Origin of the sequence: Vibrio sp. D420a, from assembly GCF_030248625.1 — a bacterium.
Lineage (GTDB): Bacteria > Pseudomonadota > Gammaproteobacteria > Enterobacterales > Vibrionaceae > Vibrio > Vibrio fortis_A.
The window spans coordinates 23,529-47,679 of record NZ_JAHGAN010000002.1 but is presented as its reverse complement, the minus strand read 5'-3'; the positions used below and the strand labels follow the sequence as shown (position 1 = coordinate 47,679).

General features: G+C 47.2%; 19 protein-coding genes. 12 read left to right on the top strand and 7 right to left on the bottom strand.

The annotated features are described in order from the left end of the window. Positions 1–215 precede the first annotated feature (215 nt). The 4 genes from nirB (at position 216) to KI743_RS01105 (ending at position 6,822) form a co-directional block, all read left to right on the top strand. Complete coding sequence (gene nirB, locus KI743_RS01120; protein ID WP_285464336.1) at positions 216–2,798, top strand: nitrite reductase large subunit NirB; 2,583 nt, start codon at positions 216–218, stop codon at positions 2,796–2,798. Positions 2,799–2,922: 124 nt separating this feature from the next. Beyond that, on the top strand, positions 2,923–3,267 hold the full coding sequence (nirD, locus tag KI743_RS01115) for a nitrite reductase small subunit NirD (RefSeq protein ID WP_032552319.1): 345 nt from the start codon (positions 2,923–2,925) through the stop codon (positions 3,265–3,267). Between the two features lie 141 nt (positions 3,268–3,408). Next, positions 3,409–4,878, top strand: a complete 1,470-nt coding sequence (locus tag KI743_RS01110; RefSeq protein WP_152470408.1) for a NarK family nitrate/nitrite MFS transporter — start codon at positions 3,409–3,411, stop codon at positions 4,876–4,878. Between the two features lie 138 nt (positions 4,879–5,016). Further along, positions 5,017–6,822, top strand: coding sequence for a bifunctional protein-serine/threonine kinase/phosphatase (locus KI743_RS01105; protein ID WP_285464333.1), 1,806 nt, complete (start codon positions 5,017–5,019; stop codon positions 6,820–6,822). A gap of 73 nt (positions 6,823–6,895) precedes the next feature. On the opposite strand, the gene cra is transcribed toward KI743_RS01105, so the two are convergent. Further along, complete coding sequence (gene cra, locus KI743_RS01100) at positions 6,896–7,900, bottom strand: catabolite repressor/activator (protein ID WP_285464330.1); 1,005 nt, start codon at positions 7,898–7,900, stop codon at positions 6,896–6,898. Between the two features lie 386 nt (positions 7,901–8,286). On the opposite strand from cra, the gene fruB reads away from it, so the two are divergent. Genes fruB through fruA form a run of 3 tightly spaced genes read left to right on the top strand, consistent with a single transcriptional unit; the run spans position 8,287 to position 12,161 of the window. Continuing rightward, positions 8,287–9,420: a fused PTS fructose transporter subunit IIA/HPr protein gene (gene fruB / locus KI743_RS01095; protein ID WP_285464328.1), complete on the top strand. Its 1,134-nt coding sequence runs from the start codon at positions 8,287–8,289 to the stop codon at positions 9,418–9,420. Between the two features lie 9 nt (positions 9,421–9,429). Beyond that, positions 9,430–10,410, top strand: a complete 981-nt coding sequence (gene pfkB / locus KI743_RS01090; protein WP_150868781.1) for a 1-phosphofructokinase — start codon at positions 9,430–9,432, stop codon at positions 10,408–10,410. Between the two features lie 14 nt (positions 10,411–10,424). Further along, the gene (fruA, locus tag KI743_RS01085) at positions 10,425–12,161 is read left to right on the top strand and encodes a PTS fructose transporter subunit IIBC (RefSeq protein WP_285464326.1); all 1,737 of its coding nucleotides are present in this window, start codon (positions 10,425–10,427) and stop codon (positions 12,159–12,161) included. A gap of 98 nt (positions 12,162–12,259) precedes the next feature. On the opposite strand, the gene KI743_RS01080 is transcribed toward fruA, so the two are convergent. The 4 genes from KI743_RS01080 to KI743_RS01065 all read right to left on the bottom strand — a co-directional run bounded on the left by KI743_RS01080 (position 12,260) and on the right by KI743_RS01065 (position 18,501). After that, entirely contained in the window at positions 12,260–13,210 is a 951-nt protein-coding gene (locus tag KI743_RS01080; protein WP_285464324.1) for a helix-turn-helix transcriptional regulator, read from the bottom strand. 107 nt (positions 13,211–13,317) lie between these two features. Continuing rightward, positions 13,318–16,437, bottom strand: coding sequence for an efflux RND transporter permease subunit (locus KI743_RS01075; protein WP_285464321.1), 3,120 nt, complete (start codon positions 16,435–16,437; stop codon positions 13,318–13,320). After that, complete coding sequence (locus KI743_RS01070) at positions 16,434–17,624, bottom strand: efflux RND transporter periplasmic adaptor subunit (RefSeq protein WP_285464319.1); 1,191 nt, start codon at positions 17,622–17,624, stop codon at positions 16,434–16,436. The genes KI743_RS01075 and KI743_RS01070 overlap by 4 nt, the downstream gene beginning before the upstream one ends. Continuing rightward, on the bottom strand, positions 17,614–18,501 hold the full coding sequence (locus KI743_RS01065; protein ID WP_285464317.1) for an ABC transporter six-transmembrane domain-containing protein: 888 nt from the start codon (positions 18,499–18,501) through the stop codon (positions 17,614–17,616). Before KI743_RS01065 ends, KI743_RS01070 begins: the two co-directional genes overlap by 11 nt. 221 nt (positions 18,502–18,722) lie before the next feature. Here KI743_RS01065 and KI743_RS01060 point away from each other — a divergent pair, with 221 nt between their 5' ends. The 5 genes from KI743_RS01060 (at position 18,723) to KI743_RS01040 (ending at position 22,442) form a co-directional block, all read left to right on the top strand. Beyond that, on the top strand, positions 18,723–19,316 hold the full coding sequence (locus tag KI743_RS01060; RefSeq protein ID WP_285464316.1) for a hypothetical protein: 594 nt from the start codon (positions 18,723–18,725) through the stop codon (positions 19,314–19,316). Positions 19,317–19,336: 20 nt separating this feature from the next. Beyond that, positions 19,337–20,257, top strand: coding sequence for a sterol desaturase family protein (locus tag KI743_RS01055; protein ID WP_285464315.1), 921 nt, complete (start codon positions 19,337–19,339; stop codon positions 20,255–20,257). Next, positions 20,232–20,906 (top strand): response regulator transcription factor, encoded by a 675-nt coding sequence (locus KI743_RS01050; protein ID WP_285464314.1) that lies wholly within the window; start codon positions 20,232–20,234, stop codon positions 20,904–20,906. The genes KI743_RS01055 and KI743_RS01050 overlap by 26 nt, the downstream gene beginning before the upstream one ends. Continuing rightward, positions 20,903–22,198, top strand: coding sequence for a HAMP domain-containing sensor histidine kinase (locus tag KI743_RS01045; RefSeq protein ID WP_285464312.1), 1,296 nt, complete (start codon positions 20,903–20,905; stop codon positions 22,196–22,198). The genes KI743_RS01050 and KI743_RS01045 overlap by 4 nt, the downstream gene beginning before the upstream one ends. A gap of 91 nt (positions 22,199–22,289) precedes the next feature. Beyond that, entirely contained in the window at positions 22,290–22,442 is a 153-nt protein-coding gene (locus tag KI743_RS01040; protein ID WP_167332352.1) for a hypothetical protein, read from the top strand. A gap of 135 nt (positions 22,443–22,577) precedes the next feature. Here KI743_RS01040 and KI743_RS01035 read toward each other — a convergent pair whose 3' ends face one another. Together KI743_RS01035 and yghU are read right to left on the bottom strand one after the other, a co-directional pair. After that, complete coding sequence (locus tag KI743_RS01035) at positions 22,578–22,901, bottom strand: DOPA 4,5-dioxygenase family protein (RefSeq protein WP_150868771.1); 324 nt, start codon at positions 22,899–22,901, stop codon at positions 22,578–22,580. Positions 22,902–23,052: 151 nt separating this feature from the next. Next, complete coding sequence (gene yghU, locus KI743_RS01030; protein WP_285464308.1) at positions 23,053–23,913, bottom strand: glutathione-dependent disulfide-bond oxidoreductase; 861 nt, start codon at positions 23,911–23,913, stop codon at positions 23,053–23,055. Positions 23,914–24,151 lie beyond the last annotated feature (238 nt).

Here is a 24,151-nt window from a genome sequence, read left to right as displayed (position 1 = left end):
ATTGAGTCGTTTGTTATTTATCCAAGTCATTGAATAAATTCATTAATATTATTTTTTACGATCCCCTTTTTTATCTGGCACCCTACTTGCTGCCCTAAATACCAACAACCCAAAATTCACAGTTTTTAAGTTCATTGGAAGAACAGCAAATTACCCACCATTGAGAGTGGACTGTTTTTAGAAACGCTAGGAAGCCAGCAAAAAAGGAATTTACTATGAGCAAACAGAAAATTGTCGTCGTTGGTAATGGCATGGTTGGCCACAAATTTATCGACAACATCATTCAAGCTGACTCAGAACAATATGAAGTCATCACCTTTAGTGAGGAATCGCGTCTTGCCTACGACCGTGTTCAGCTGACTGCTTACTTCAACGGCAAGTCAGCAGACGACTTAGCCCTCACCAGCGAAGCCTACTATCAAGAGAATGGCGTTAAGTACTTGGTGAATGCCAAGGTGACTGAGCTTGATACCGAAAACAAAACGGTAATAACCGACAGTGGACATCGTGAAAGCTACGACAAACTGATTCTTGCTACTGGCTCATTCCCATTCGTTCCACCAATCCCAGGTAACGACCAAGAACACTGTCACGTCTATCGTACTATTGAAGACTTAGATGCGATTGAACTGTCGAGTAAGCAGAGTAAATCGGGCGTGGTAATAGGCGGTGGCCTGCTCGGTTTAGAAGCAGCGAACGCGGTTAAAAACCTTGGCTTAGAAACGCATGTGGTCGAGTTCGCGCCTCGCTTAATGGCGGTTCAACTGGATGAAGGCGGCGGCGCACTATTACGCCGTAAGATTGAAGACCTAGGCGTACAGGTTCACACTGAGAAAGCGACCTCTGAGATTGTGGCTGGTGAAACCGCTCGCTACCGTATGAACTTTGCCGACGGTACTCACCTTGAAACCGACATGATCGTGTTCTCTGCCGGTATTCGCCCTCAAGACGCATTGGCTCGTAGTTCTGATATCGCGATTGGCGAGCGTGGCGGTATCGTGATTGATGATTACTGCCAAACCAACATCGATGATGTCTACGCGATTGGTGAATGTGCCCTTTGGGATAACAAGATCTTCGGCTTAGTGGCTCCGGGCTACTCTATGGCGAAGGTTGCGGCTAGCCACATCCTTTCTGATGGTGAAGATGAAAGCAGCTTCACCGGTGCAGACATGAGCACCAAACTTAAACTGCTGGGAGTAGACGTAGCCAGTATCGGTGAAGTACACGGCCAAACAGAAGGTGCGCAGTCATACACTTATAACGATGAAATCGAACAGGTTTACAAACGCCTGATCATCTCTGCCGATGGAAAGAAGATCGTCGGTGCGGTGTTAGTGGGTGACGCGGAAGCTTACGGTTCACTGCTGCAAATCAAGCAAAACGATATGCCACTGCCTGAAAACCCATCGGTTCTGATTCTACCAAACCTTGCAGATGACTCTGGCAGCGCTATGGGTGTTGAAGCCCTTCCAGACAGCGCAGTTATATGTTCATGTTTCGATGTCACCAAAGGCGATATCAAAGAAGCGGTTTCTGCTGGTTGTACGACGATGGCAGCACTGAAAGAGTCGACCAATGCATCGACGGGCTGTGGAGGTTGTTCTGCCCTGGCCAAACAGGTATTAGACAGCGAACTCAGCAACCTAGGTGTTGAGGTTTCTAACGATATCTGTGAGCATTTTGCCTACTCTCGCCAAGAGCTGACCGACATTATCCGCGTCAACAAGATCAAGACCTTCGATGAACTGCTGGAATCTCACGGCCAAGGCTTAGGTTGTACCGTGTGTAAGCCTGCGATTGGCTCAATTCTCGCCTCTTACTGGAACGACTACATCCTTGAAGATGAACACATCGAGCTGCAAGACACCAACGACATCTACCTTGGCAACATGCAAAAAGATGGCACCTACTCTGTAGTTCCACGAATTGCTGGCGGCGAAATCACCCCAGACAGACTGATTGTGCTCGGTGAAGTGGCAAAAGAGTACAACCTCTACACCAAAATCACTGGCGGCCAACGTGTCGACCTATTTGGTGCACAACTTAATGAACTACCTGCTATTTGGAAAAGGCTGATTGATGCAGGCTTTGAAACTGGCCATGCCTACGGAAAATCAGTTCGTACAGTGAAGTCTTGTGTCGGCAGCACTTGGTGTCGCTACGGCGTTAACGACAGTGTCGGCCTCGCAATCAAACTAGAGAACCGCTACAAGGGCCTACGCTCGCCTCATAAGATCAAATTCGCCGTATCTGGCTGTACTCGTGAGTGTGCCGAAGCACAATCAAAAGACATTGGCGTTATCGCTACCGACAAAGGCTGGAACCTATACGTGTGTGGTAACGGCGGTATGCGTCCACGTCACGCCGACCTATTTGCAACCGACCTCGACGAGAAAACGCTGATTCAATACATCGACCGCGTACTGATGTTCTACACCCGTACTGCCGACCGCCTACAACGTACCTCTGTGTGGATGGAGAACCTAGAAGGCGGCTTGGACTACCTCAAAGAAGTAGTGATTGAGGACAAACTCAATGTCGCGGCTGAACTTGAAGCGGACATCGCGCTCAACATCGAGAAATACCAATGTGAGTGGAAGACCACCATCGAGAACCCAGTGAAGATGAAACGCTTCCAACACTACATCAACAGTGACGAGATGGATAAGAGCCTGTCGTTCATTACCGAACGCGAACAGCGCTTCCCGAAACCAAGCATCAACACTGACCACGATGCCGAGCGCACTCAAGCATTGAATAGCTCTGAACAGATTGAAATTACGGAAGTCTCGTAGCCAGTTTGGTCGTTAGCAGGCCCTTCACTACGCAATACTCTGCTAGCGACCTTCTTTCTTTACGACCTTCTTTTTACGAAATTGAACAAAATCTAAGACTCAACAAATTGACAAGGAGACTGTCATGGAAAACTGGACCACTGTTTGCTCCCAAGAGGATCTAACGCCCAACGCGGGTGTGTGTGCCAAAGTGGCTGATCATCAAGTCGCGATCTTTTACTGCAAGCGCAGTGACAAGATTTATGGCCTTTCAAATTTCGACCCAATTGGTAAAGCCAATGTCATGTCACGTGGTATTATTGGCTCGTTAAGTGGAGAGCCGTACGTCGCTTCTCCCCTTTACAAGCAGCATTACCATCTAGAGACAGGAGCTTGCTTGGAAGAGCCTGAACACGCTCTGACTCGCTTTGAAGTGCGCAGACAAGGTAACGATATTCAAGTACTGGCACCCGAAGCGTTAGCAAGCTAATCACGGATTAGGTCGTATTTCAGAATCACCCAATACTCATGCCTTAGCCGCCTATAATTAAGAATTTAGGCTCGCTACGGAGTTGGCATGTGAACGGCTAGAAGAACTCTAGACACTTTCCATATTTAAAGGATTTAATACATGGATAACTCAAAATTTTCGCTGCTCTCATTTACAGGTAAGATGAAAATCTTACACCTTAGCTGGATTGCCTTTTTCATCACCTTTGTAGTCTGGTTCAACTTTGCGCCACTACTGCAAATGGTAAAAACCTCTTTAGGCTTAACTACTGAAGAGATCAAAACTCTCTTAATCTTAAACGTGGCATTAACCATCCCTGCGCGTGTCGCCATCGGTATGCTGACCGACCGCTATGGCCCAAGACTGGTCTACTCTGCCCTACTCGCAATCTGTTCGATTCCGTGTTTCATGTTCGCGCTCGCTGATTCGTTCATGCAAGCAGCTATCGCACGTTTCTTACTGGGCTTCATCGGTGCAGGTTTCGTAGTAGGTATTCGCTTGGTGTCTGAGTGGTTCCCACATAACGAACTAGGTACAGCAGAAGGTATCTACGGCGGTTGGGGTAACTTTGGTTCAGCAGCTGCGGCATTCACACTTCCTACATTAGCACTAGTATTCGGCGGCGAAGATGGCTGGCGTTATGCCGTTGGTGTGACAGGTGCAATGAGCCTTCTGTTCTCAGTTATTTTCTACAAAAACGTATCGGATACACCAAAAGGTTCTACTTACTTCAAACCTGCGCAAATTACAGCAATGGAAGTAACGTCAAAGGGTGACTTTTTCTTTCTACTCATCATGAAGATCCCTATGTACGCGGCTCTTGCGCTACTGGCTTGGAAACTCTCTCCATCAGGTATCGGCATGCTGTCAGACTCAGCAGTATATGGTGTGTATGCGGTACTGGCTGCGCTGTATGTGTATGAAGTATCTCAAGTTTGGAAAGTGAATAAGAACGTCTTCAAGGAAGAAGTACCAGAGATTCACCAGTACAAATTTAAGCAAGTTGCGGTACTTAACGTACTTTACTTCGCGACATTTGGTTCAGAGTTGGCTGTTGTTTCTATGCTGCCACTGTTCTTCTCTGAAACCTTTGAGCTAACGCCAGTACTTGCAGGTATGGTGGCGTCGGCCTACGCCTTTATGAACCTCATGTCTCGCCCAGGTGGTGGTTGGATTTCAGATAAATTCGGCCGTAAACCGACTCTGCTTATCCTAACTGCAGGTCTAGCTGTGGGTTACTTCGCAATGGGTCAAGTCGACAGCACATGGCCAGTATGGCTAGCGGTTGTTGCAGCAATGGCGTGTTCTTTCTTCGTACAAGCCGGTGAAGGTGCAGTATTTGCAACAGTACCTCTGATTAAGCGTCGTATGACGGGACAAATCGCGGGTATGACAGGTGCTTACGGTAACGTGGGTGCAGTAGTTTACCTAACAGTACTTTCATTTGTGAGCTACCAAACGTTCTTCCTTGTGATTGCAGCAACGGCGGTACTTGGCTTCCTGACTCTGATGTTTATGGAAGAGCCAAATGGTCAAATTGCTGAAGTAAATGACGATGGTAGTGTGACGCTGATTAACGTATCGAGCTAACCACTCATTGAATGATATCGGGAGAAGTAACCGGGAATGCGACACTCGGTTACTTCGTTCAAAAGCTCTTGTTTCTGACCGGAGCTTTTGTTCTTTCCCTTCCTTTTCAAACAATGAGCAGATAGGAGCAAGGACGTTATGACTCTCTCATTTAGCCAAAGCCAAACAGCAGCGCCAGATGCGGGACAAGGCATTCACCCGCAGGCAAGCAATCAACTCAAGCTCAACTATGGTGGTTACTCACATCAAGGAGTAAGAAACGAAAATCAGGATGCGATTATCGTTAAGCACCCTAAAACCCGTGCCGAACAAGAGTTCAAAGGCAGCGTAGCATGTATTGCCGATGGTGTGAGTTGCAGTGAACAGGGGCAAAAAGCCAGTCACACCAGCGTGATGCAGTTCATTACTGACTACTACGCAACGCCGGAAAGCTGGAGCATTCAACGCTCGGCCCAGAAGGTGCTGACGTCGCTGAACTCTTGGCTGTTCAACGCCTCGTTCTCTGAACTGGATGACGATAAGCAGCTCGCCCACAACACCATGGTCTCGACCTTCAGCGCGGTGATCATCAAATCTAATACTGCTCATATCTTCCATGTTGGCGATAGTCGTATCTACTTACTGCGTGATGGCAAAATTCAGCAACTAACCCGCGATCATACTCGTAAAAACTTGGTGAATACCCACTACCTCACGCGCGCTCTTGGTATGGATAGCCAACTGAACGTTGATTACCAAGCCCTGCCTATCAAGGCAAAGGACCGTTTCATTCTGACAAGCGATGGCGTGCATGAGTTTATTGGCGAAGAGGATCTGATCGAAGGAACCAACAACCAGAATGATTTTGAACTTGCAACTCAGGCGATCTGTAACAAAGCCTTGGCAATGCACAGCAAGGATAACGTCAGCTGCTTGATGATTGAGGTAACACAACTGCCTAAGCCATCATTGATTGAGTTTCATGAAAAGCTCGCGACACGCGTCATTCCTCCGGTATTAAAACTTGGGCAGATGATCGACCAGTTTCAGGTGTTGGAAGTGCTCTACTCTGGCACCCGCAGCCACGTATATCGTGTGATGCAAACCCAGACCCAAACCGAGTTCGTGATTAAAGTACCTTCAATGCAATATCACGACGATCCAGCGCAGCTCAAAGCGTTTTACAACGAGCAATGGGCAGGCATGCTGCTTAACAACAAACGCATTATGAAGGTCTATCCGACTGACGAACGTTCGCAGTTTCTTTATCAAGTGTGTGAGATGGTTGAGGGCGTAACCTTAAGGCAGTGGATGTACGACAACCCCAAACCAAGCCTACCAGAAGTGCGTACTATTCTGGAAAAGATCATTCAGGGCATTCGCGTACTTCAACGTGCTGACATGGTTCATCGCGATCTGAAGCCTGAAAACATCATGCTACTGCCGAACGGCGATATTAAGCTCATCGACCTTGGCGCCGTATTGATTCGCGGCATCGAAGAGGGCTTACCCGTTGAAGAAGATGCGGTTCCCCTTGGCGCCGTCAACTACATCGCTCCGGAAACCATTAAGCAGAATATTGCGACCACGCGCTCTGATCTGTTTTCTGTAGCGGTAATTGGTTATGAAATGCTGACGGGACAACTGCCTTACCCTGAAATGACACCACGATCTTTGGCTCAATCTCGTCATCATCAATGGCACTATCAGCCTATTGCGCGCCTGCGTTCAGATTTACCCGCTTGGTTTGACTTGGTGCTGCAAAAAGCTTGTGCTGAGCAGCCAACAGAGCGGTACTCAGTGCTCGGTGACTTTATCTCTGATCTCTATACCCCGAACTCGAAGCTGGTGAAGCGTAAAACTAGACAACCCTTGTTGAACCGCAATCCAATCCAGTTTTGGAAGGTACTGACCCTGTTATTAGGGATTGTTGCACTGGTCGAATTCGGTTTGTTGATCCAATAAAAAAGCCTCAGCACTTTAATGGCACTGAGGCTTTGATAAGAAATTAGAGCTTACGCTAACTGCATTGACTAGGCTAGCTACGCTTTACAAGGCTTCGCGGCACCAGCTCAATACCTGACTGGTAACGTTTTGCTGAAGCGTTCAATGCCAAGGCGAATGCGCTGTCTGCAATAACCTCAAACTGTTGCGGCAGTGAATGTACTTTAAATGGTAGGAAATCCAACAAACGGTTGTCACCAAAAGTCGCTAGCTTAACTTGATTAACCAACTCAGGCTTTTCAACCATCACATCCAGTACCCCTTCTAACAAGGTGTAGGACATAGTCACGATCGCATCAGGTACCGTGCCTTTCGCAATCCACTCTTCAAAGATTTCTCGCCCCGATTCTCGATCAAAGTGCTCACCATAACCGACGACCGTGGGTTTATTCTCTTGCAGCTCGTTTTGCTGGGTATGCGCTTTATTGGCCGCTTCAAACCCCAACTGACGCTCACGCGAGATGTTTAGGTCAGGCAAGGCGCCAATCAAGCCAATGCTTTGAATATTGTCATCAAGAATAGAGTGCGTCAGTTCAAACGCCGCTTCGAAATCTTCACTGATCACACAGGCAAAGTGCTCATCGTCTAACGGACGGTCAATGGCGATAACTGGCGTTCCTGACTTTTGAAGTTGCAGATAGAACTCGTTAGCGTCCGGCATCGAGCTTGCGACAAGCAAAGCATCAATACGGCGACTCACAAGGGCTTCTGCTACTTTTCGCTCGGTTTCAGCATCATCGTCCGAACAGCCAATTAAGATCTGATAACCCACTTTGCGAGAGTTTTGTTCAATCAACTTAGCTAAACGTGCATAACTGCTGTTCTCTAGGTCTGGAATAATCAAACCAAACGAACGGCTGTTACCTGCCCTCAATGACGACGCTGCATGGTCTGGACGGTAGTTGTGCTCGTTCACCACAGCCATCACCTTCTGCTGTGTTTTCTCGCTGATGCGGTACTTCTGAGCTTTACCATTAATCACATAGCTTGCGGTGGTTTTGGATACACCCGCCAGTTTCGCTATTTCATCAAGTGTCATATCAAGGGCCTGTATTTTGTGCGTAGGATCATATAACCAAAGTTCGGATCCTCAGAATAGTTGAATTATATGCTGAATCGATTCAGTATGAAAGCTGAAAGGATTCAGCAAAATCCGAAAAGTGACTCCAATCATCTTTTTTTAGCGACTTTGAGATTGATGACTATCTTTTAAGACTATCTTTAAAAGGAAACGAGGCACGGTAAGCAGCAATATCAGTTTTATCAAGAGAACTGGGCTTTGCTGAATTTTTTTACTCTTTTTGCTGAACCGATTCAGCTTAACGTTCAGCAAGGTGTTCAGCACTCAATAATCAGAACCTGAATCGGGATAACAGCAACAATGAAGCGACACGCTCAAACAAAGCAATAAGCTAAAGAGGCAACATGCTTAAATTAACTAAATCTGACATTTCGCTTGGTCAATCTGCGCAAGATAAGTTCCAAGCTATTCGTAACATCGCTGGCAAACTGACTGAGAAAGGTCTGGTTGATGAAGGTTACGTAGAAGGAATGCTGAACCGTGAAAATCAAAACTCAACTTTCCTTGGTAACGGTATCGCTATCCCTCATGGCACAACAGACACTCGTGGTTTAGTAAAAGAGACTGGCGTTGCAGTACACCACTTCCCTGAAGGCATCGACTGGGCAGACGGTAACCGTGTTTACGTAGCAATCGGTATTGCAGCAAAATCAGACGAACACTTAGGCATTCTAAAGCAGCTAACCAAAGTTCTTTCTGCTGACGGCGTTGAGCAAAAGCTGCAACAAGCGAAAACAGAAGACGAAATCATCGCCCTACTTCACGGTGAAGTTCAGCTTGAAGCTGACCTAGACGCTTCTCTGGTTCAACTTAAATTCCCAGCAAGCGACATGGTACAAATGTCTGCCGTTGCAGGTGGTTTACTGAAAAACACTGGTTGTGCTGATAATGCATTCGTTGCTGATCTAGTGACTAAAACACCAACTCACTTGGGCCAAGGTTTGTGGCTTATCGGTAGCGACAAAGGCGTGACTCGCACTGCTGTGTCATTTGTTTCAACAGCTAATGATTGTGAGTTTGAAGGCACTCAAGTGAAAGCGCTTGTCGCATTCGCAGCATGTAACAGCGCACACCAAAACATCCTAGCAAACCTAAGCCAACTGGTTTTTGAAGGTAAGCAAAACGCTCTGATCGATTCAGACATCGAAGGTGTGATTGCTCAACTCAAAGGCGAAGCACCAAGCACGTCTGCTGAAGGTTCAGACAACCAAGCGGTATTTAAGATCAAAAACGCACACGGCTTACACGCTCGCCCTGGCGCGATGCTGGTTGCAGAAGCGAAGAAATTCGATGCAGCAATTCGCGTATCCAACCTAGACGGCGACGGCAAAGAAGTGAACGCGAAAAGCCTAATGAAAGTTATCGCGCTTGGCGTGAAACATGGCCACCAGCTTCAGTTCACGGCTGAAGGTGACGATGCAGCACAAGCTATTGAATCAATTGGTAAAGCTATCGCGTCTGGCCTTGGTGAAGGTTAAGGATTGGCAATGACTGAATTAAAGCAAATCAAAGCCGTTACGGTAACGCTGAACCCAGCATTAGACCTAACAGGTAGCGTTGATACGCTAAACGTAGGTTCAGTGAGCTTGGTAAATCAAGGTTCGCTACACGCTGCGGGCAAAGGTGTAAACGTAGCAAAAGTGCTGTCTGAGCTGGGTGCAAAAGTAACCGTTACGGGTTTCTTGGGTCGCAACAATGAAGAGGCATTTTGCCAACTGTTTGCAGAAATGGGTGCAACCGACCGCTTCATTCGTGTCGACGGCGCAACGCGCATCAACGTGAAGCTAGTGGAAACCTCCGGCCAAGTTAGTGACATTAACTTCCCGGGTGTACCAGTTGATCAAGATGCGATCAGCGCATTTGAAAAAACACTGCTAGAGCTTGCAGAAGACCACGAGTACTTCGTGATTGCAGGTAGCTTACCTCAAGGCGTATCTCCAGAGCTTTGTGCTTCTTGGGTACAACGCCTACGCGACCTAGGTAAAAAGGTATTGTTCGACAGCAGCCGCGATGCACTAAAAGCAGGTATCAATGCTCAGCCTTGGCTTATCAAGCCAAATGATGAAGAGCTATCTCAACTGTTCAACGCAGAACTTACAACGCCTAAACAGTGCCAACAAGCAGGCCAAGCGCTGAGCGAAAAAGGCATTGAGAACATTGTTGTTTCTCTAGGAGCAGATGGCGTGATGTGGCTAAACAATGGTGAGTGGATTCACTCACAGCCACCACGTATGCAAGTCGTGAGCACAGTTGGCGCAGGCGACACCTTAGTTGCTGGCCTATGTTGGGGTCACATGCAACAGATGCCTAAACCAGAATTAATCAAATTTGCCACCGCCCTTTCGGCACTTGCTGTGTCTCAAGTCGGCGTGGGTTTAACTAGCCAAAAAGAGCTGGACTCAGTACTACAAAATATCCAATTACAGGCGCTTACCACTCCAACTGACCAGTTTGAGTCAAGCAAATAGGACAAAGGTTTACTATGAATATTACCATTATCACCGCATGCCCAAGTGGCGTTGCAAACAGCATCATCGCAGCAGGGCTGCTTGAGAAAGCCGCAAAAGAGCTAGGTTGGAGTGCCAATATTGAGTGCCAGTCAAGCGTTCTTCCAAGTGAAGCCGTTTCTGAAGAAGCGATTGCAAGCAGCGACGCTGTCGTTATTGCCGCAAACACAGACGTAGACACACAGCGCTTTGTTGGCAAAAAGGTTTACCAAGCGCCAATCTCTGAATGTACTGCAGACGCAAAAGCATTTCTTAAAAGCGCAGTAGCCAACGCAGTTGTGTTGGACGCTTCACAAGTAACGACCGCTGCAACTGAAGTAGCAGCAAGCGGCGCTAAGAAGATTGTTGCGATTACAGCTTGTCCAACAGGTGTTGCGCATACTTTCATGGCTGCTGAAGCGCTAGAGAACGAGGGCCAACGTCTTGGTCACCAAATCAAGGTTGAAACTCGTGGCTCTGTAGGTGCGAAGAATCAACTAACCGATCAAGAGATTGCAGAGGCGGATCTTGTCATCATCGCAGCGGACATCGACGTACCACTCGACCGTTTTGATGGTAAGCCACTGTACAAAACCACAACGGGTCCTGCGCTTAAAAAGACAACTCAAGAGTTTGAAAAAGCGTTCGCTGAAGCAAAACCTTACCAACACACAGCATCTTCTTCACAAGCAGCACCTGCTGACGAGAAGAAAGGCGTGTACAAACACCTAATGACAGGTGTATCTCACATGCTGCCTGTTGTTGTAGCGGGTGGTTTGATCATCGCACTCTCTTTCGTATTCGGTATCGAAGCGTTTAAAGAAGAAGGTACGCTAGCAGCAGCACTGATGACTATTGGTGGTGGTTCAGCATTCGCACTGATGATTCCGGTTCTTGCTGGCTTCATCGCGTTCTCAATTGCTGACCGTCCGGGTCTGGCTCCGGGTCTAATCGGCGGTATGCTTGCTAGCTCAACAGGCGCAGGTTTCCTGGGTGGTATCGCGGCAGGTTTCATTGCAGGTTACTCAGCGAAATTCATTGCTGACAAGGTTCAACTTCCACAATCTATGGAAGCACTGAAACCAATTCTTATCATTCCATTTATCGCGAGCTTGTTCACTGGCCTTGTGATGGTGTACATCGTAGGTGGCCCTGTTTCTGGCGTAATGAGCGCGATGACAGACTTCCTAAACAACATGGGTACGTCTAACGCGATTCTTCTGGGTGTGATTCTAGGCGCAATGATGTGTTTCGACCTTGGTGGTCCAGTAAACAAAGCAGCTTACACATTCGGTGTTGGTCTACTGGCTTCTCAAACTTACGCACCAATGGCAGCTATCATGGCAGCAGGTATGGTTCCAGCTCTAGGTATGGGCCTTGCGACTTTCCTAGTGAAAGACAAGTTTGAAGCAGGCGAGCGTGAAGCAGGTAAAGCGTCATTCGTTCTTGGTCTATGTTTCATCTCTGAAGGTGCGATTCCATTCGCAGCGAAAGACCCAATGCGTGTTATCCCAGCATGTATGGCAGGTGGTGCTCTGACTGGTGCGCTATCAATGCTGTTCGGTGCACAACTGATGGCTCCACACGGTGGTCTATTCGTACTACTGATTCCAGGTGCTATCTCTCCTGTTCTTATGTACCTAGTGGCGATTGCAGCAGGTACAGCGGTAACAGGTTTTGGTTACGCAGCGCTTAAAAAGATGAGCGATTCAAAGGTAACTGCAGAAGCTTAACCCCCCTATTCTGCTTACCTCTGATAAAGCTGTTGTTCTCCGACAAAACAGTCTTTTGATAAAGCAAAAGCTCCTCACATGAGGAGCTTTTTTTGGTTCTAGTTTGGCTCTATCTCTTGAGCATCTGGGATGACTGGCAGCTGAAACGAAAAGGTAACGCCTTCGACATCTGTTTCATCAATTTGGCGAATCATCTCAACTAAGTGTCCTTGCGTATTGAGAGCTAATTTTTGTTTTTCGGCACTGCGAAACAGTGATTCCAACGCTGCACTGTATGCCACATCCGATATCAGATAGACCTCACTACATAAGTAATAACCCTCTGCAATGATCACATCATGCTGACTAGGGTCCGCTTGCCAGTTGCCGATACAGAGATCAATCTCATCCCATGTTTTTCGCATCTGCTTTAGAGGTGTGGTGCTCATTAACTTAGTCGATTTTCTACCATATAACTCAAATACCGTTTCCCAATCAGGGTCATCTAGCTTTAAGTTCTTCATACTTCGTTGTGGATACCAGATCAATTCGGTTGGGATCGATTGAGCAAGCTGGCTCTCTATGGATTCATCTCCACTTGGATGCGCTAGCCGCTTGAGAAAGTCCGCAGTTTCTCTTGGCGTCAATTCGTAGCCCATTTTTCGCACCTGCTTTGCGGTAACACCCAACTCTCTCTTTAACGCCTTACCCAAGGCTTGAGACGATGAGAACCCACAATATTGGGCAATCTCCATTGCTGTCCACGGCTCATCATTCAATAACAAGCTCACCGCTACTTGCAGCCGGATTCGGCTGAGGTATTGCCCCGGTGTTTCATGGAACAGTTCAGCAAACTGGCGATGGAAGTGGTATGGCGAGATCGCAGAGGCGGTTGCGATCTCTTCCCACGTTCGGCGCTCTGCCCACTCTTCATGCATCATAGCCAGAGCCTGAGTGAAACGCTTCTTCTGATGTTCAGGAAGAGATTTCAGCAACGCCACCTCCGGCACCAATTGAAATGCCGGCTTAGGTTCTGATTTGGCTTGGGTTTTCTCTTCCTTGTTACTCATACTCTTTCCAATTTGGGGTAAACGATGTCCGAGTTCTAACGTCATATCCGTCACTAAGTGCTCTCCAAAATCTATCCATTAACCAGATCCGTTGCATAAACCACAGCCTATGCATTAACTAAAGGCTCTGCGTTATCTAAAGAGAGCGACGTTTGCTCGATTTTCGGTGCTTTGCAACAGAATAAGCCGAGCAGCACTGGAATCAAAATTAAGGTTACTGCCGTTGCAAACAATTCACCAAACACAAGTGACACAGCGGCCGGTTTTAAATACTGCGCCTGCTCTGCGGTTTCACTTAGCAGCGGTAACAAACCACACACCGTGGTAATAGTGGTTAGGAAAATAGCTCTTAAACGGCTGGTTCCTGCAATCATCAAGGCTTGCTGAAGTGGCACACCACTTCGATATTCGGAGTTAAAACGGGTGATTAGCACCAATGAGTCATTGATAACAATACCTGTCATCGCCATCATACCGAACATCGAGAGCAAGCTGATTGGCAAACCCATAATGTAGTGGCCGAAGATCGCACCAGCAAACCCAAACGGAATTACCGCCATAATGATAAAGGGTTGCCAGTAAGATTTAAGCGGTACTGCCAACAAAATATAAATCAGTAACAAGGTCAGAATCATTGCGGTTTTGAAGCCAGATGATACCTCGCCAATCTCTTCAAACTCGCCACCTGCCTTTATCGTCACCTCTGGGTACTGAGATTCCAACGCAACAATAGTTTCATCTAGCTGCTTCAACGTCTGCTCAGGCGACTGAATATCTCGGTTCTGCTTCCAGTATAGGTTAAGCACTTGTTCGCGATTACGACGATAAACAACCTCTGGTTCCTGCTCATACTGTAGGGTCGCCACATCACCCAGCAGTACCGAGCCTCCATCAGGTAAGCGAATCAAGGCTTGCTCAAGCTGAGACAAAGTCTGACGCTGCTCTCGAGCATATTGCAGTAGAACTTTAGTTTCCTGCCCTTTTTCCAGCAAGCGGTGTACTTCGCGTTCACCGTAAGCTTGCCCCACCAGCTTAGCGAGCTTCTCCTGAGTCAGGCCTAGCTGCTCACCAAATTGGTTTACTACAATTCGAACCTGAGGCGATCCAGCTTGCCCATCATCATACACATCTGAAACACCATTTAAGTTCACCAGCGTTTGTGCAAGCTGGTTGCTCACCAACTTAGCCAGTGCTCTATCATCAGCGGACACCGTAATGAAAGTTCCACCAGCAGGCTCTTCGGCTGCGCTAAATTGGGTTGAGTAAGCGCCTTCAATCACACCTGTAGTTTCTCGCCAACGGTTGATCAGCAAATTGCTCGGTAAAACAGTCAGTGATTCGGTGGTAAGCTCCGCCGTTACCTCAACCTCACCATACCCGTCCGACCATGCCAGCAAGTTAACAACAGGTGACTCACTCAATGGGTAGTCTTCGAGTAGGCTTTTCTCTACCTTTTCCATCGCAGACTCAACTTGAGACAAAGCCTGTTGTTGCAGTGGAATTGGCGCACCATCTTCCAGTTCGATTTTGGCGGTGATGTAGCGCCCTGGAATTTCCGGAAACAGTGAGCTGCGTATCGCGCCATTCGACCACATGCCGTAAGCCAAGGTGATCATCGCGACGAAACCCATTAGTGAAGCCAGTTTATAGTTCAATGCATGCTCTAGAACTGGCTTGTACACTTTGAGATTGAACGTCTGCAAACCACTCTGCGCCATACCCTGAATTCGACTTATCCAGTTCTCTTTCGGCTTGGCCGAGATATGTGCCAGATGCGATGGCAATATGAATTTACTCTCTACCAATGAGAAAAGCAGAGCAAAGATCACCACCGCAGAGAAACCCGCCAACACTTTGGCTAGTTCATTATTAATCCAAAGCATCGGTGAGAACGCTGCTATGGTCGTCAGCACACCAAAGACTGTTGCAATCGAAACAGAATGTACGCCTTGCCAAGCGGCGAGCTTAAGATCGATAGGTTTCCCCGCTGGTGTTGACGCGCGTTTTTCATGTATTGCTTCCCCCACAACCACGGCATCATCCACTAATATCCCGAGCACTAAGATAAAACCAAACAAGGTAATGTCATTGACGCTGTAGTTAGCAAGTTGCATCGCGACCAAAGTGCCGGCCAATGCAACTGGAATCCCGACTGCAACCCAGAATGCGAGCTTAAGCTCCAAAAATAAGCCAAGCAGGACGATAACAATCAGCAAGCCTTGCCAAGCATTATCACCTAAACGAAACAGCTGATCTTCAATGTATGGTGCCATGTCCGCCATAGTGTCTAGCGTAATGTCCGACGGTAACACTGCTCGCTGCTCATCGAGTACCGATCGTACGGCTTCGCTCACCTTTAATAGGTTGTCGCTTTGACTGGTGCTGATCAGCAAGGCAATCGCGTTGGAACCGTTGTTACGCACGATCGATCCGCTCTGCTCATAGCCTCGGCTAAGCGTTGCAATATCGCCCAATCGCACCTTGCCGTTTGCATTGGCGATTACAACCAAATCATTAAGCTTCTGTAAGTCATCGGCGTAGCCGTCACCACGAATGATCACACGTCCTTTACTGCTCAACAGCTCACCGGTGCGGGACTCAAATGAGCGCTGCTCAATCATCCCGGCGAGATCTTCTAGGGTAATCCCTAAGTTCTCTAGCTCTAGCGGCTCAGGCTCAATAATTAATTGAGGACTACGAGATCCCCAGTTCGATACTTTTGAGATCTGTGGATGCTTTTTTAATGCCTGCTCGACTTGCCTAGCAATAGGCTGAAGTTCAGCGTCCGACCTTGGTCCAGACACAATCACAAACGCTGCTAAGTTGGTAAATTCATTGCGCACGACTTGCGGTTTTTCAGCCTGAACTGGAAAACCGTTGATGGCATTCACTTGGTTACGCACATCATCCAACAACTTATCAAGATCGGTGGAACTGGTCTTACGCACCACCACTTGAGACTCACCAGCGCTAGATTGACTGGTGATCTGCTTAATACCCGCAATCCCACTTATCGACTCTTCAATTCGCTGCGTAACACTCTCATCAATCTGCTTCGCGGTACCGCCGGGATACGCGACGTTGATGACCACAGAAGAAGGGGCGACCTGCGGAAAAGACTCTACTCTTAAGTGCCCAAATGAGAGCACTCCGCTCACCACAATCGCCATCATGAGTAAGTTGGCGGCGACAGGGTTATGAATAAACCACTTGGTTAACCAACTCATGGGGTTACCTCCACTTGTTGAGGTGCTTTAGAAGCAATAGCCGTGTTGCTTTCAAAGCTCTCTACCGCACGAATCGGCGCAACTTGCTTACCTGCTAACATTGAAGACAGCGGATACTTAACCACAGAACGAGTTTTGTTTTGGTGTTGAGCAAACTTCACGTGCACTCGATCTTGAGTCTCTTCTACCAAGGTCACGCGCTCTTTTTGTAGTTGGTCGTGACTATCTAGCGTCCAGACATAACCATCGCGCGTTAAACTGCTCATAGGAAGCGAGCTCACATCGCTCTGCTCACCAAGATTCACTTTCACCTCAACCTGTTGATTAGGGAACAAACGTGGTACCTGATACGGATTTTGAACCGAAAGCACCACTTGTCTTTGGCGAGTAACGTTATCCACGTTTGGAGACACGTAACGCACTTCTGCAGGCCATTTCTGCCCAGAGCGACCAACCACAGTAATCTCTGGTTGAGAAGCTTCTTGCCCAGTAATCACCGCTTGCTGCACTCTTGCCCAATGCAATTCCGACACAGGAAGAGCAACATCAATCGAATCACTCGCTGCTAAGTCAAAGGTAGCTTGGCCCGCTTCTATCCATTCACCAGGGCTCACATGACGGCTCATAATCACTGCATCAAAGGGAGCCACAATGGTCGACTCTTCCAATAGTTTTGTTGCGCTTTGGTAAGCCTGTTTTGCTTGTGTTAACTCTGCTTTGGCGGCCGCAACCTGTGGCTCTTTGCGCGCAAACGCTGAGCTTTTACTAGGGTTTAGCATTTTGAGTGCCACAGTTTGTTCATGCTCTATCTGCTTAAGATTCAGCTCAGCTTGTTTGACCTGACTCAGTGTCATCGCCACATTGGAACGCAACGCACTATTATCTAATTTGGCTAGCACATCGCCCTTTTTCACTAAAGTACCGGGTTCCATTTCCAAATTAACCCAAGCTAATTGAGCACTGCTTGACGCTTTTAACTGTATTGGCCAGCGCGATTGAGTCACAGCCAACAAGGTCAGAGACGCCTCGTAGGATTTCGGTTCAACTTCAATAATGGATACAGGCGCAAGAACAACCTCTTTGGACTCTGGGAGCACCGGAGCGGGTTCTAACTCGTCCACGAGAATTAAAGCCGCGAGTATCGCCACGCAGCCGAGGACAATGGAAAGCGGCTTTTTAAACTTCATAAGGCTTCTCCTTGATAACCTGTCGATTGTTTTTTTGATTTAGACGTTGGCTTATTTCGCCAAGTCGAGAGAGGGTTTGCAGGGTAATTGGCAACAGCACAGCAGTCTCAACGAACTCCAATGAATAGGTCACGATAGAGAACACCTGCCCCGCCGTTGGTGAATCCATGTAGCTCACCAGCCATAGATTTCCGAGCACTGCTGAAAACAGCAACGCAAAAATCAATCCGTAGACGATGGCTTCGGTATCAGAAAGCTTTACTTCACAGCGCTTTAAACGTTCGAAGTGACGTCTGATCGCTGAAAGCTTCGCAGCGCCAAGCAGCGAGACTTGTTGCTCGATTTGATCGTTAAACTCACCGTTTAAACGAGTGAAAGTGCGATGGAACAGGCCGTAGATAATGAGCATGCCGACACCCGCCCCCAGCATAGAAAGCGCCAGTGTTTGATCGAACGTCGCCAAAATCACCACAGTCGCAATCAACTGCACCACGGCAGTCATCAATGACGGTAAATCTTCTTCTAGAAAGTCCACCAGCTCACGAGACATGGTTAAGCGCGCATCTTTAGCCGACAGCTCTAACCCACGCAGATTGCGCTCAACTAAATTAGCGAGTTTTACTCGAATCGCTCCATAAACACGGGTGTCGTAGAAGCGTCGAACCACACTGACGATCACTAACGCGAAAAGACATAAAGCCAACATCAAAAGCGGTTGAAGATCTTGTTCAAGCACACCGTCGATAGCGAAACCAATAAACAGTGGCAATAAGATCAGCATGACGTTTTCGACAAGTACCATCAACCAAGTCAGCAGAACCTTCCACAAATTCAATTGGATAATGGTGATTAAGGATATGGGTTGTTTGAGACTCATTATTGACCCCACGAATAATTATGGCGCCAGTATTACCAATTCGACGTTGAAAAAAGTGTCCCAGATTGCTGTATTGACGTTTTTCTCCTTGGTTACCTTTTGATTACCTCCCCTTGGTTATCTTCTGTTTCAACACAGGAACGCACCCAAATTTGCACTGGTGCTTAACCAATTCCCATGGCCAATTTACCCATGGTTTACCATCTACAGGGAGAGAAATTATGAAATTGCTCGCTTCGTTACTCACTACAACCGCTATCACGGCTTCGATTTGGGGAGCCTTGCAAGTGCAACCTGCAATCGCAAAGATTGGACCATTAGCCTCGAAAACAGATACATCTTCAGATGAAGCTTCCTTAGCCAGAGATTCCTCCTCAGATGCAGGACTCGATATGACCCAACCGGGTACCGTGATTGGTGTTACCCAAGCCGTCACATTGCAGTCCGTCCCGCAAGTTTGGGCGAGCTTTTATGAGCAAATAGAATCTGGGAAGAACAAGAGTCTGAGTTCAGAGAATGTGGTTAGCGACGAAGTGATCGTTCTCTACCAAGAGATAGCACGTGATTTCAGTGAAGCAAAAGTTACGGTTGGTTTCCGACAAAAGGCAAGTTCAGATGTTAAACCCAGCGCTCGCTTCTCAAGCCTTAATAAAGCGGTCACGTTGCTCAACAAAGGAAAACATGACGATACAGAGCTAACCAGCGCTTGGGAGATGATCGATTATCGACGTGACGTAGAGGCTGTACTCGAACGCCACTACCTTAATCAGCATGGATTGCCCGATTCCAGCGAACTTTATGTCTACTATAAATAGAACCGATAAGGATAATCGTCATGGAATTTCTGTCTCAGGTCTTCAGTGAAGGCCAAATCATATTCAGCGAAACATGGGTGGACGACAATTTCGTCCTCGTTGCTTTAGCTCTGTTTATCATTGAACTCGTCCGCTACGCATTCAAGAAGAAGTTATCTTGGAACATGTTAGGAGATAGCCTGACCAACTTTGTTACGCTGTTTTTCCTGTTGGTGACCGTGTTTTTTGTTGGTCTCGCATATGTCGGTGCGTTTGTCTTCGCGTACGAGAACTTTAGCCTGACTCAACTGCCAATCACTGGATGGACAATTATCGGCTGTCTCATATTGGCAGACCTCGCTTACTACTGGGAGCACCGCTTCCTTCACAGCAATGGGTTTGCATGGGGTACACACTCTGTTCACCACAGTTCGCCGTATTTCAACATTTCCGTTGCGTACCGATTCGGGCCGTTAGATTGGTTTTTCCCATTCTTCTTCCACCTGCCGTTGATCCTTCTTGGGTTCAATCCGTTCGTGGTATTGATGTGTGAGACTTTTGTTCAGCTGTATCAAACGCTGCTACATACTGAAACGGTGAAGAAATTTCCGCGCCCTATCGAAGCAGTGTTCAATACACCATCACATCATAGGGTTCACCATGCGACCAATAAGCAGTATCTCGACAAGAACTACGCAGGCATTTTGATCATTTGGGATCGCATGTTTGGTACCTTCGCCAGAGAAGAAGAGACCGTGCGATATGGTGTATTCCCTAGAATCAACTCTGTGAATCCACTTAAAGTATACTTCCACGGATATGCTAAGCTCTTGAGCCAACTATGGAATGCACCCAACTGGCCGTATCGCATGCAACTCTTAGTTCAACCACCAATATGGGCTTGGAGAAGGGAAAGAGAATCAAAAAAGGAGACCCATGAGCATTCACGCACTTTTGATTGAAGATGATAGTGATCTCGCTGAAGCCATCGCCGACTATATGGAACTCGATGGCTTCGAGTTTGATTTTGCTTATAACGGTGCGGCGGGGTTAAACCTCGCCCTTGATGGCAATTACGATTTGATTCTGACCGACATTAACATGCCGAAAATGGATGGGCTTGATGTATGCCAATCGCTACGAGCCCAAGGCATTACAACTCCAATCCTCATGCTTACAGCGCGTGATACGCTCGAAGACAAAATCGCAGGGTTTGATGTGGGGTCAGATGACTATCTCGTCAAACCTTTTGCGATGGAAGAGCTTAAAGTACGTTTGATGGCGCTCATACGTCGTGCGCAGGGCGGAGTTTCTACCCTTTCTGCTAACGGCATTTCCGTTGACCTCAATACACACCAAGCAACTCGCGACGGCAAACCATTAAAGCTCTCTCCTGTCTGCTGGCGCATGTTGGTGACACTGGTTAGAACTAGCCCCAACGTGGTTACGCGAGCGAAGTTAGAGGAAGCATGGGAAGACGAGTTTCCAACATCTGATAGCTTTAAAGCTCAACTGTTCAAGCTGAGAAAAGTGGTCGATGCACCATTTGATTCCAAACTTATCCATACCGTTCACGGCGTTGGTGTGGCATTGCGAAAGGAAGAGTCATGAAGCGAGTCAGCATCAGAAGAGATATCTACCTCTATCTATTTGGATTATTGTTGCTACTCACTGGGGCTTACGCGCTGATGGTCTCGCAAAGCTACCATATTGGCATCAATGAGAGTGCTAAATACGGTTTCCTCTATGAACTGAAAGCAGCTGAGCAACACTACCTGACGACAGGAGAAGCACCTCGCAGTGACAACCCTACCTTTCAGGTGTTCTTAGAGCCTTCACAAATCCCACTTAAATTCCAACAAGCCTTTGTTTGGCGAGATTTCCAAGCGGATCAAATCTATGAGGCGTATTTACCGTCCAATCCCGAACAAGGTTACGGCAAATATCTGTATGCCGCGAAGCACCCTGTTCCCGGCAGTTCCGAGATCTTATATATCGTGTCGGAATACGATGAAGCGCTTTACCTGACTTTGTTTGATTTGAGTCCTCCAGAGTCTGTCACCCAGTTCAACTCCGCTTTCTTGGTGATTGGCGCACTCCTTCTATTGGTGTTCTTGGTAATAAGGTTGCTGGTCTACCGATTAACCAAACCCATTATGGCACTCTCCAGTTGGTCACAGACTCTCGACCTTGAAGATGTCAGTAAACTAAAGAACTTTCGTTACTACGAGATCCATACACTATCCGAACAGCTCATTCGCAGTGTTGAGGGAGAGCGAAGTGCAAACGACCGAGAAAGGTTTTTCCTTCGTGCGGCCAGCCATGAACTGCGTACACCGATCACCACTATCTCTGCCAGTGGTGACATGTTGGAACGTTTATCTGAGCAAATTCCAGGAAGTGCTCAACGAGCCGTGGCGCGCATCCAACGCTCTGTGCAAAGTATGCAAAGCCTGGTTATCACTCTTTTATGGATGAGCCGCAACAACAATCTAGACACTCAATATGAATCAATAGAGACAGAGGCTTTACTCGATAAAATCGTCGATGGGCAACGATATTTGCTGTCCCAAAAACAGGTCGAGGTAGAAACCAACGTCAGTTGTGGTGAAATTTACCAGCCTAAAGAGCTCGTCGAAGTGGTGCTCACCAATCTGGTCCGAAATGCATTTCAACATGGTGGTCAAGGTAATGTGGCTATGTTGCTAAGTAAAGAAGGATTTGAAATCAGTAACACCACACCAGATCCTAATATGTCAGGTAAAGGATCCCGCGATACATCCTTTGGTATTGGTCTAGAACTGGTTGAACGCGTCTGTCACAGTCAAGGTTGGCAGCTTAGTCATCAACAACATCAAGATAAATTTACAGTTTGCGTCCAATTCACTGACAGCAAGGAATAACGACCACTGCATTCGTTTTCGAAACCCGGTTACCAAGTGGTTACCTTCTCGCTGATATCCTAAATCTATATCGAAATAGAGGAGTCAACAAATGGGCACTTGGATACTAGAAACCTTATTATGGGCAATCGTGACTGTCGCGGTTTGTGTTGCGATTTGGGGGTTGAATATGACCAACATACTCATTGCATTGGGCGCCTCAGTTGCTGTGTCTTTGTTGTTGGGTAATAGCTGGCGTAGTTAGCTTAATCATTTGTATTACCTTGATTGCTTTAGCAAACTCGGAACAGACAAAAGCAAACCCTGAACAAATAAAAGAAAACCCCGACGCTCAATGAGTATCGGGGTTTTGTGTTTTCAAGTTAGATTGGCATACGCACTAGCTGGATAATGTCTCTTCAAAGACACCCAGCTCTCGACCAAGCCAAATAGCACGAACCGTATGATCCAGTGTTTCTTCACCGCCAGTCACAGGGTGGATAAGCACTGACATATCGCCGCGCTCTTGTTCAAGCCATTCGACAATGCCTGAATCTTTATTAGCAAAATGCATCTCGAACATAGGCATTTTGTGTGGGCCTACAAGACGTTGAACCAACGGGAAAACTTCAAGAACATCTTTTCGCTCTGTAATGATCTTCTGACGAAGCGCTTCAGCTTGTTCAGCGTTTCGCAGAGCAAAATACACATGACCGTGGTACATAAAACCATCCTTAAACAATATGATGGCGGTAGTTTACATAAGTTTGAGTGACTGAACAAAGAAGCTTACTGCTTGATAGTTCGACTTTTTGAAGAGAATCCACCAAAAGCTTTCATCCTCAATAAGCTTCTCTGCGATCACAAAGCCAGCATTACTCAAGCTTTAGTTTCAAAACTTTATCGATATCTTCCGCCGAGTGACGCTCTGGTACTTGTTCCCACTCTTCGCCCCATGAACGATTGATAATACGACCGCGTTGGAAGCCTTCACGCGCTTCAAGCTGCTTCGCCCAGCGCACAACATTAGTGTACGACTCCACTTGTAGGAACTCTGCCGCATCGTACAGGTTGCCAAGTACTAGATTGCCGTACCATGGCCAAATCGCGATGTCAGCAATAGTTAGTTCGTCACCAGAGACAAACTCATTGTTTGCTAGCTGTTTATCTAGCACATCCAACTGACGTTTTGCTTCCATCGCAAAGCGGTTAATTGGGTACTCTTGCTTTTCGTCAGCGTAAGCGTAGAAGTGACCAAAACCGCCACCTAAGAATGGGGCTGAGCCTTGTGCCCAGAACAACCAGTTGATCGCTTGAGTACGTGCAGCGCCCTCTTTTGGTAAGAAGTGACCAAATTTCTCTGCTAAATGCATCAGAATCGAAGCCGACTCAAAAACATTAACCGCTTCGTCGCCAGACTTATCAACTAATGCTGGAATCTTAGAGTTCGGGTTCACACCCACAAAACCAGAAGAGAATTGATCCGACTCACCGATGTTGATCAGATAAGCATCGTACTCGGCTTCTTTCACGCCTTGTGCCAATAGCTCTTCAAGCATAATCGTAACTTTTTGACCGTTCGGAGTGCCTAGCGAGTAAAGCTGAAATGCGTGTTCGCCAACTGGCAGCTCGCGTTCGAATCTCGCGCCAGATTCAGGGCTGTTGATGTTTGCCCATTTATTTCCGCCGTCGGTATTGTTTACCCAAACTTTCGGTGGAGTGTATTGTTCTGACATAGTATTTCCTTATTGATATAGGGTCTCACCAACTGATATTAGGTCACATACTCTCGGTTAAAACCCCCGAATACGATTTATTTTCAAACTGTTAAGCATGGCTTATTCCAGAAAGAAATAACCGAGTTCACCAAATCTAGAGAAGCCGATTTCTACACCAATGAACTAGTAGTTACAACAGTGAACATAGAGCTACACCAGTGAACTTGAAACACATTGTTGAAAATTGAAAGATGAT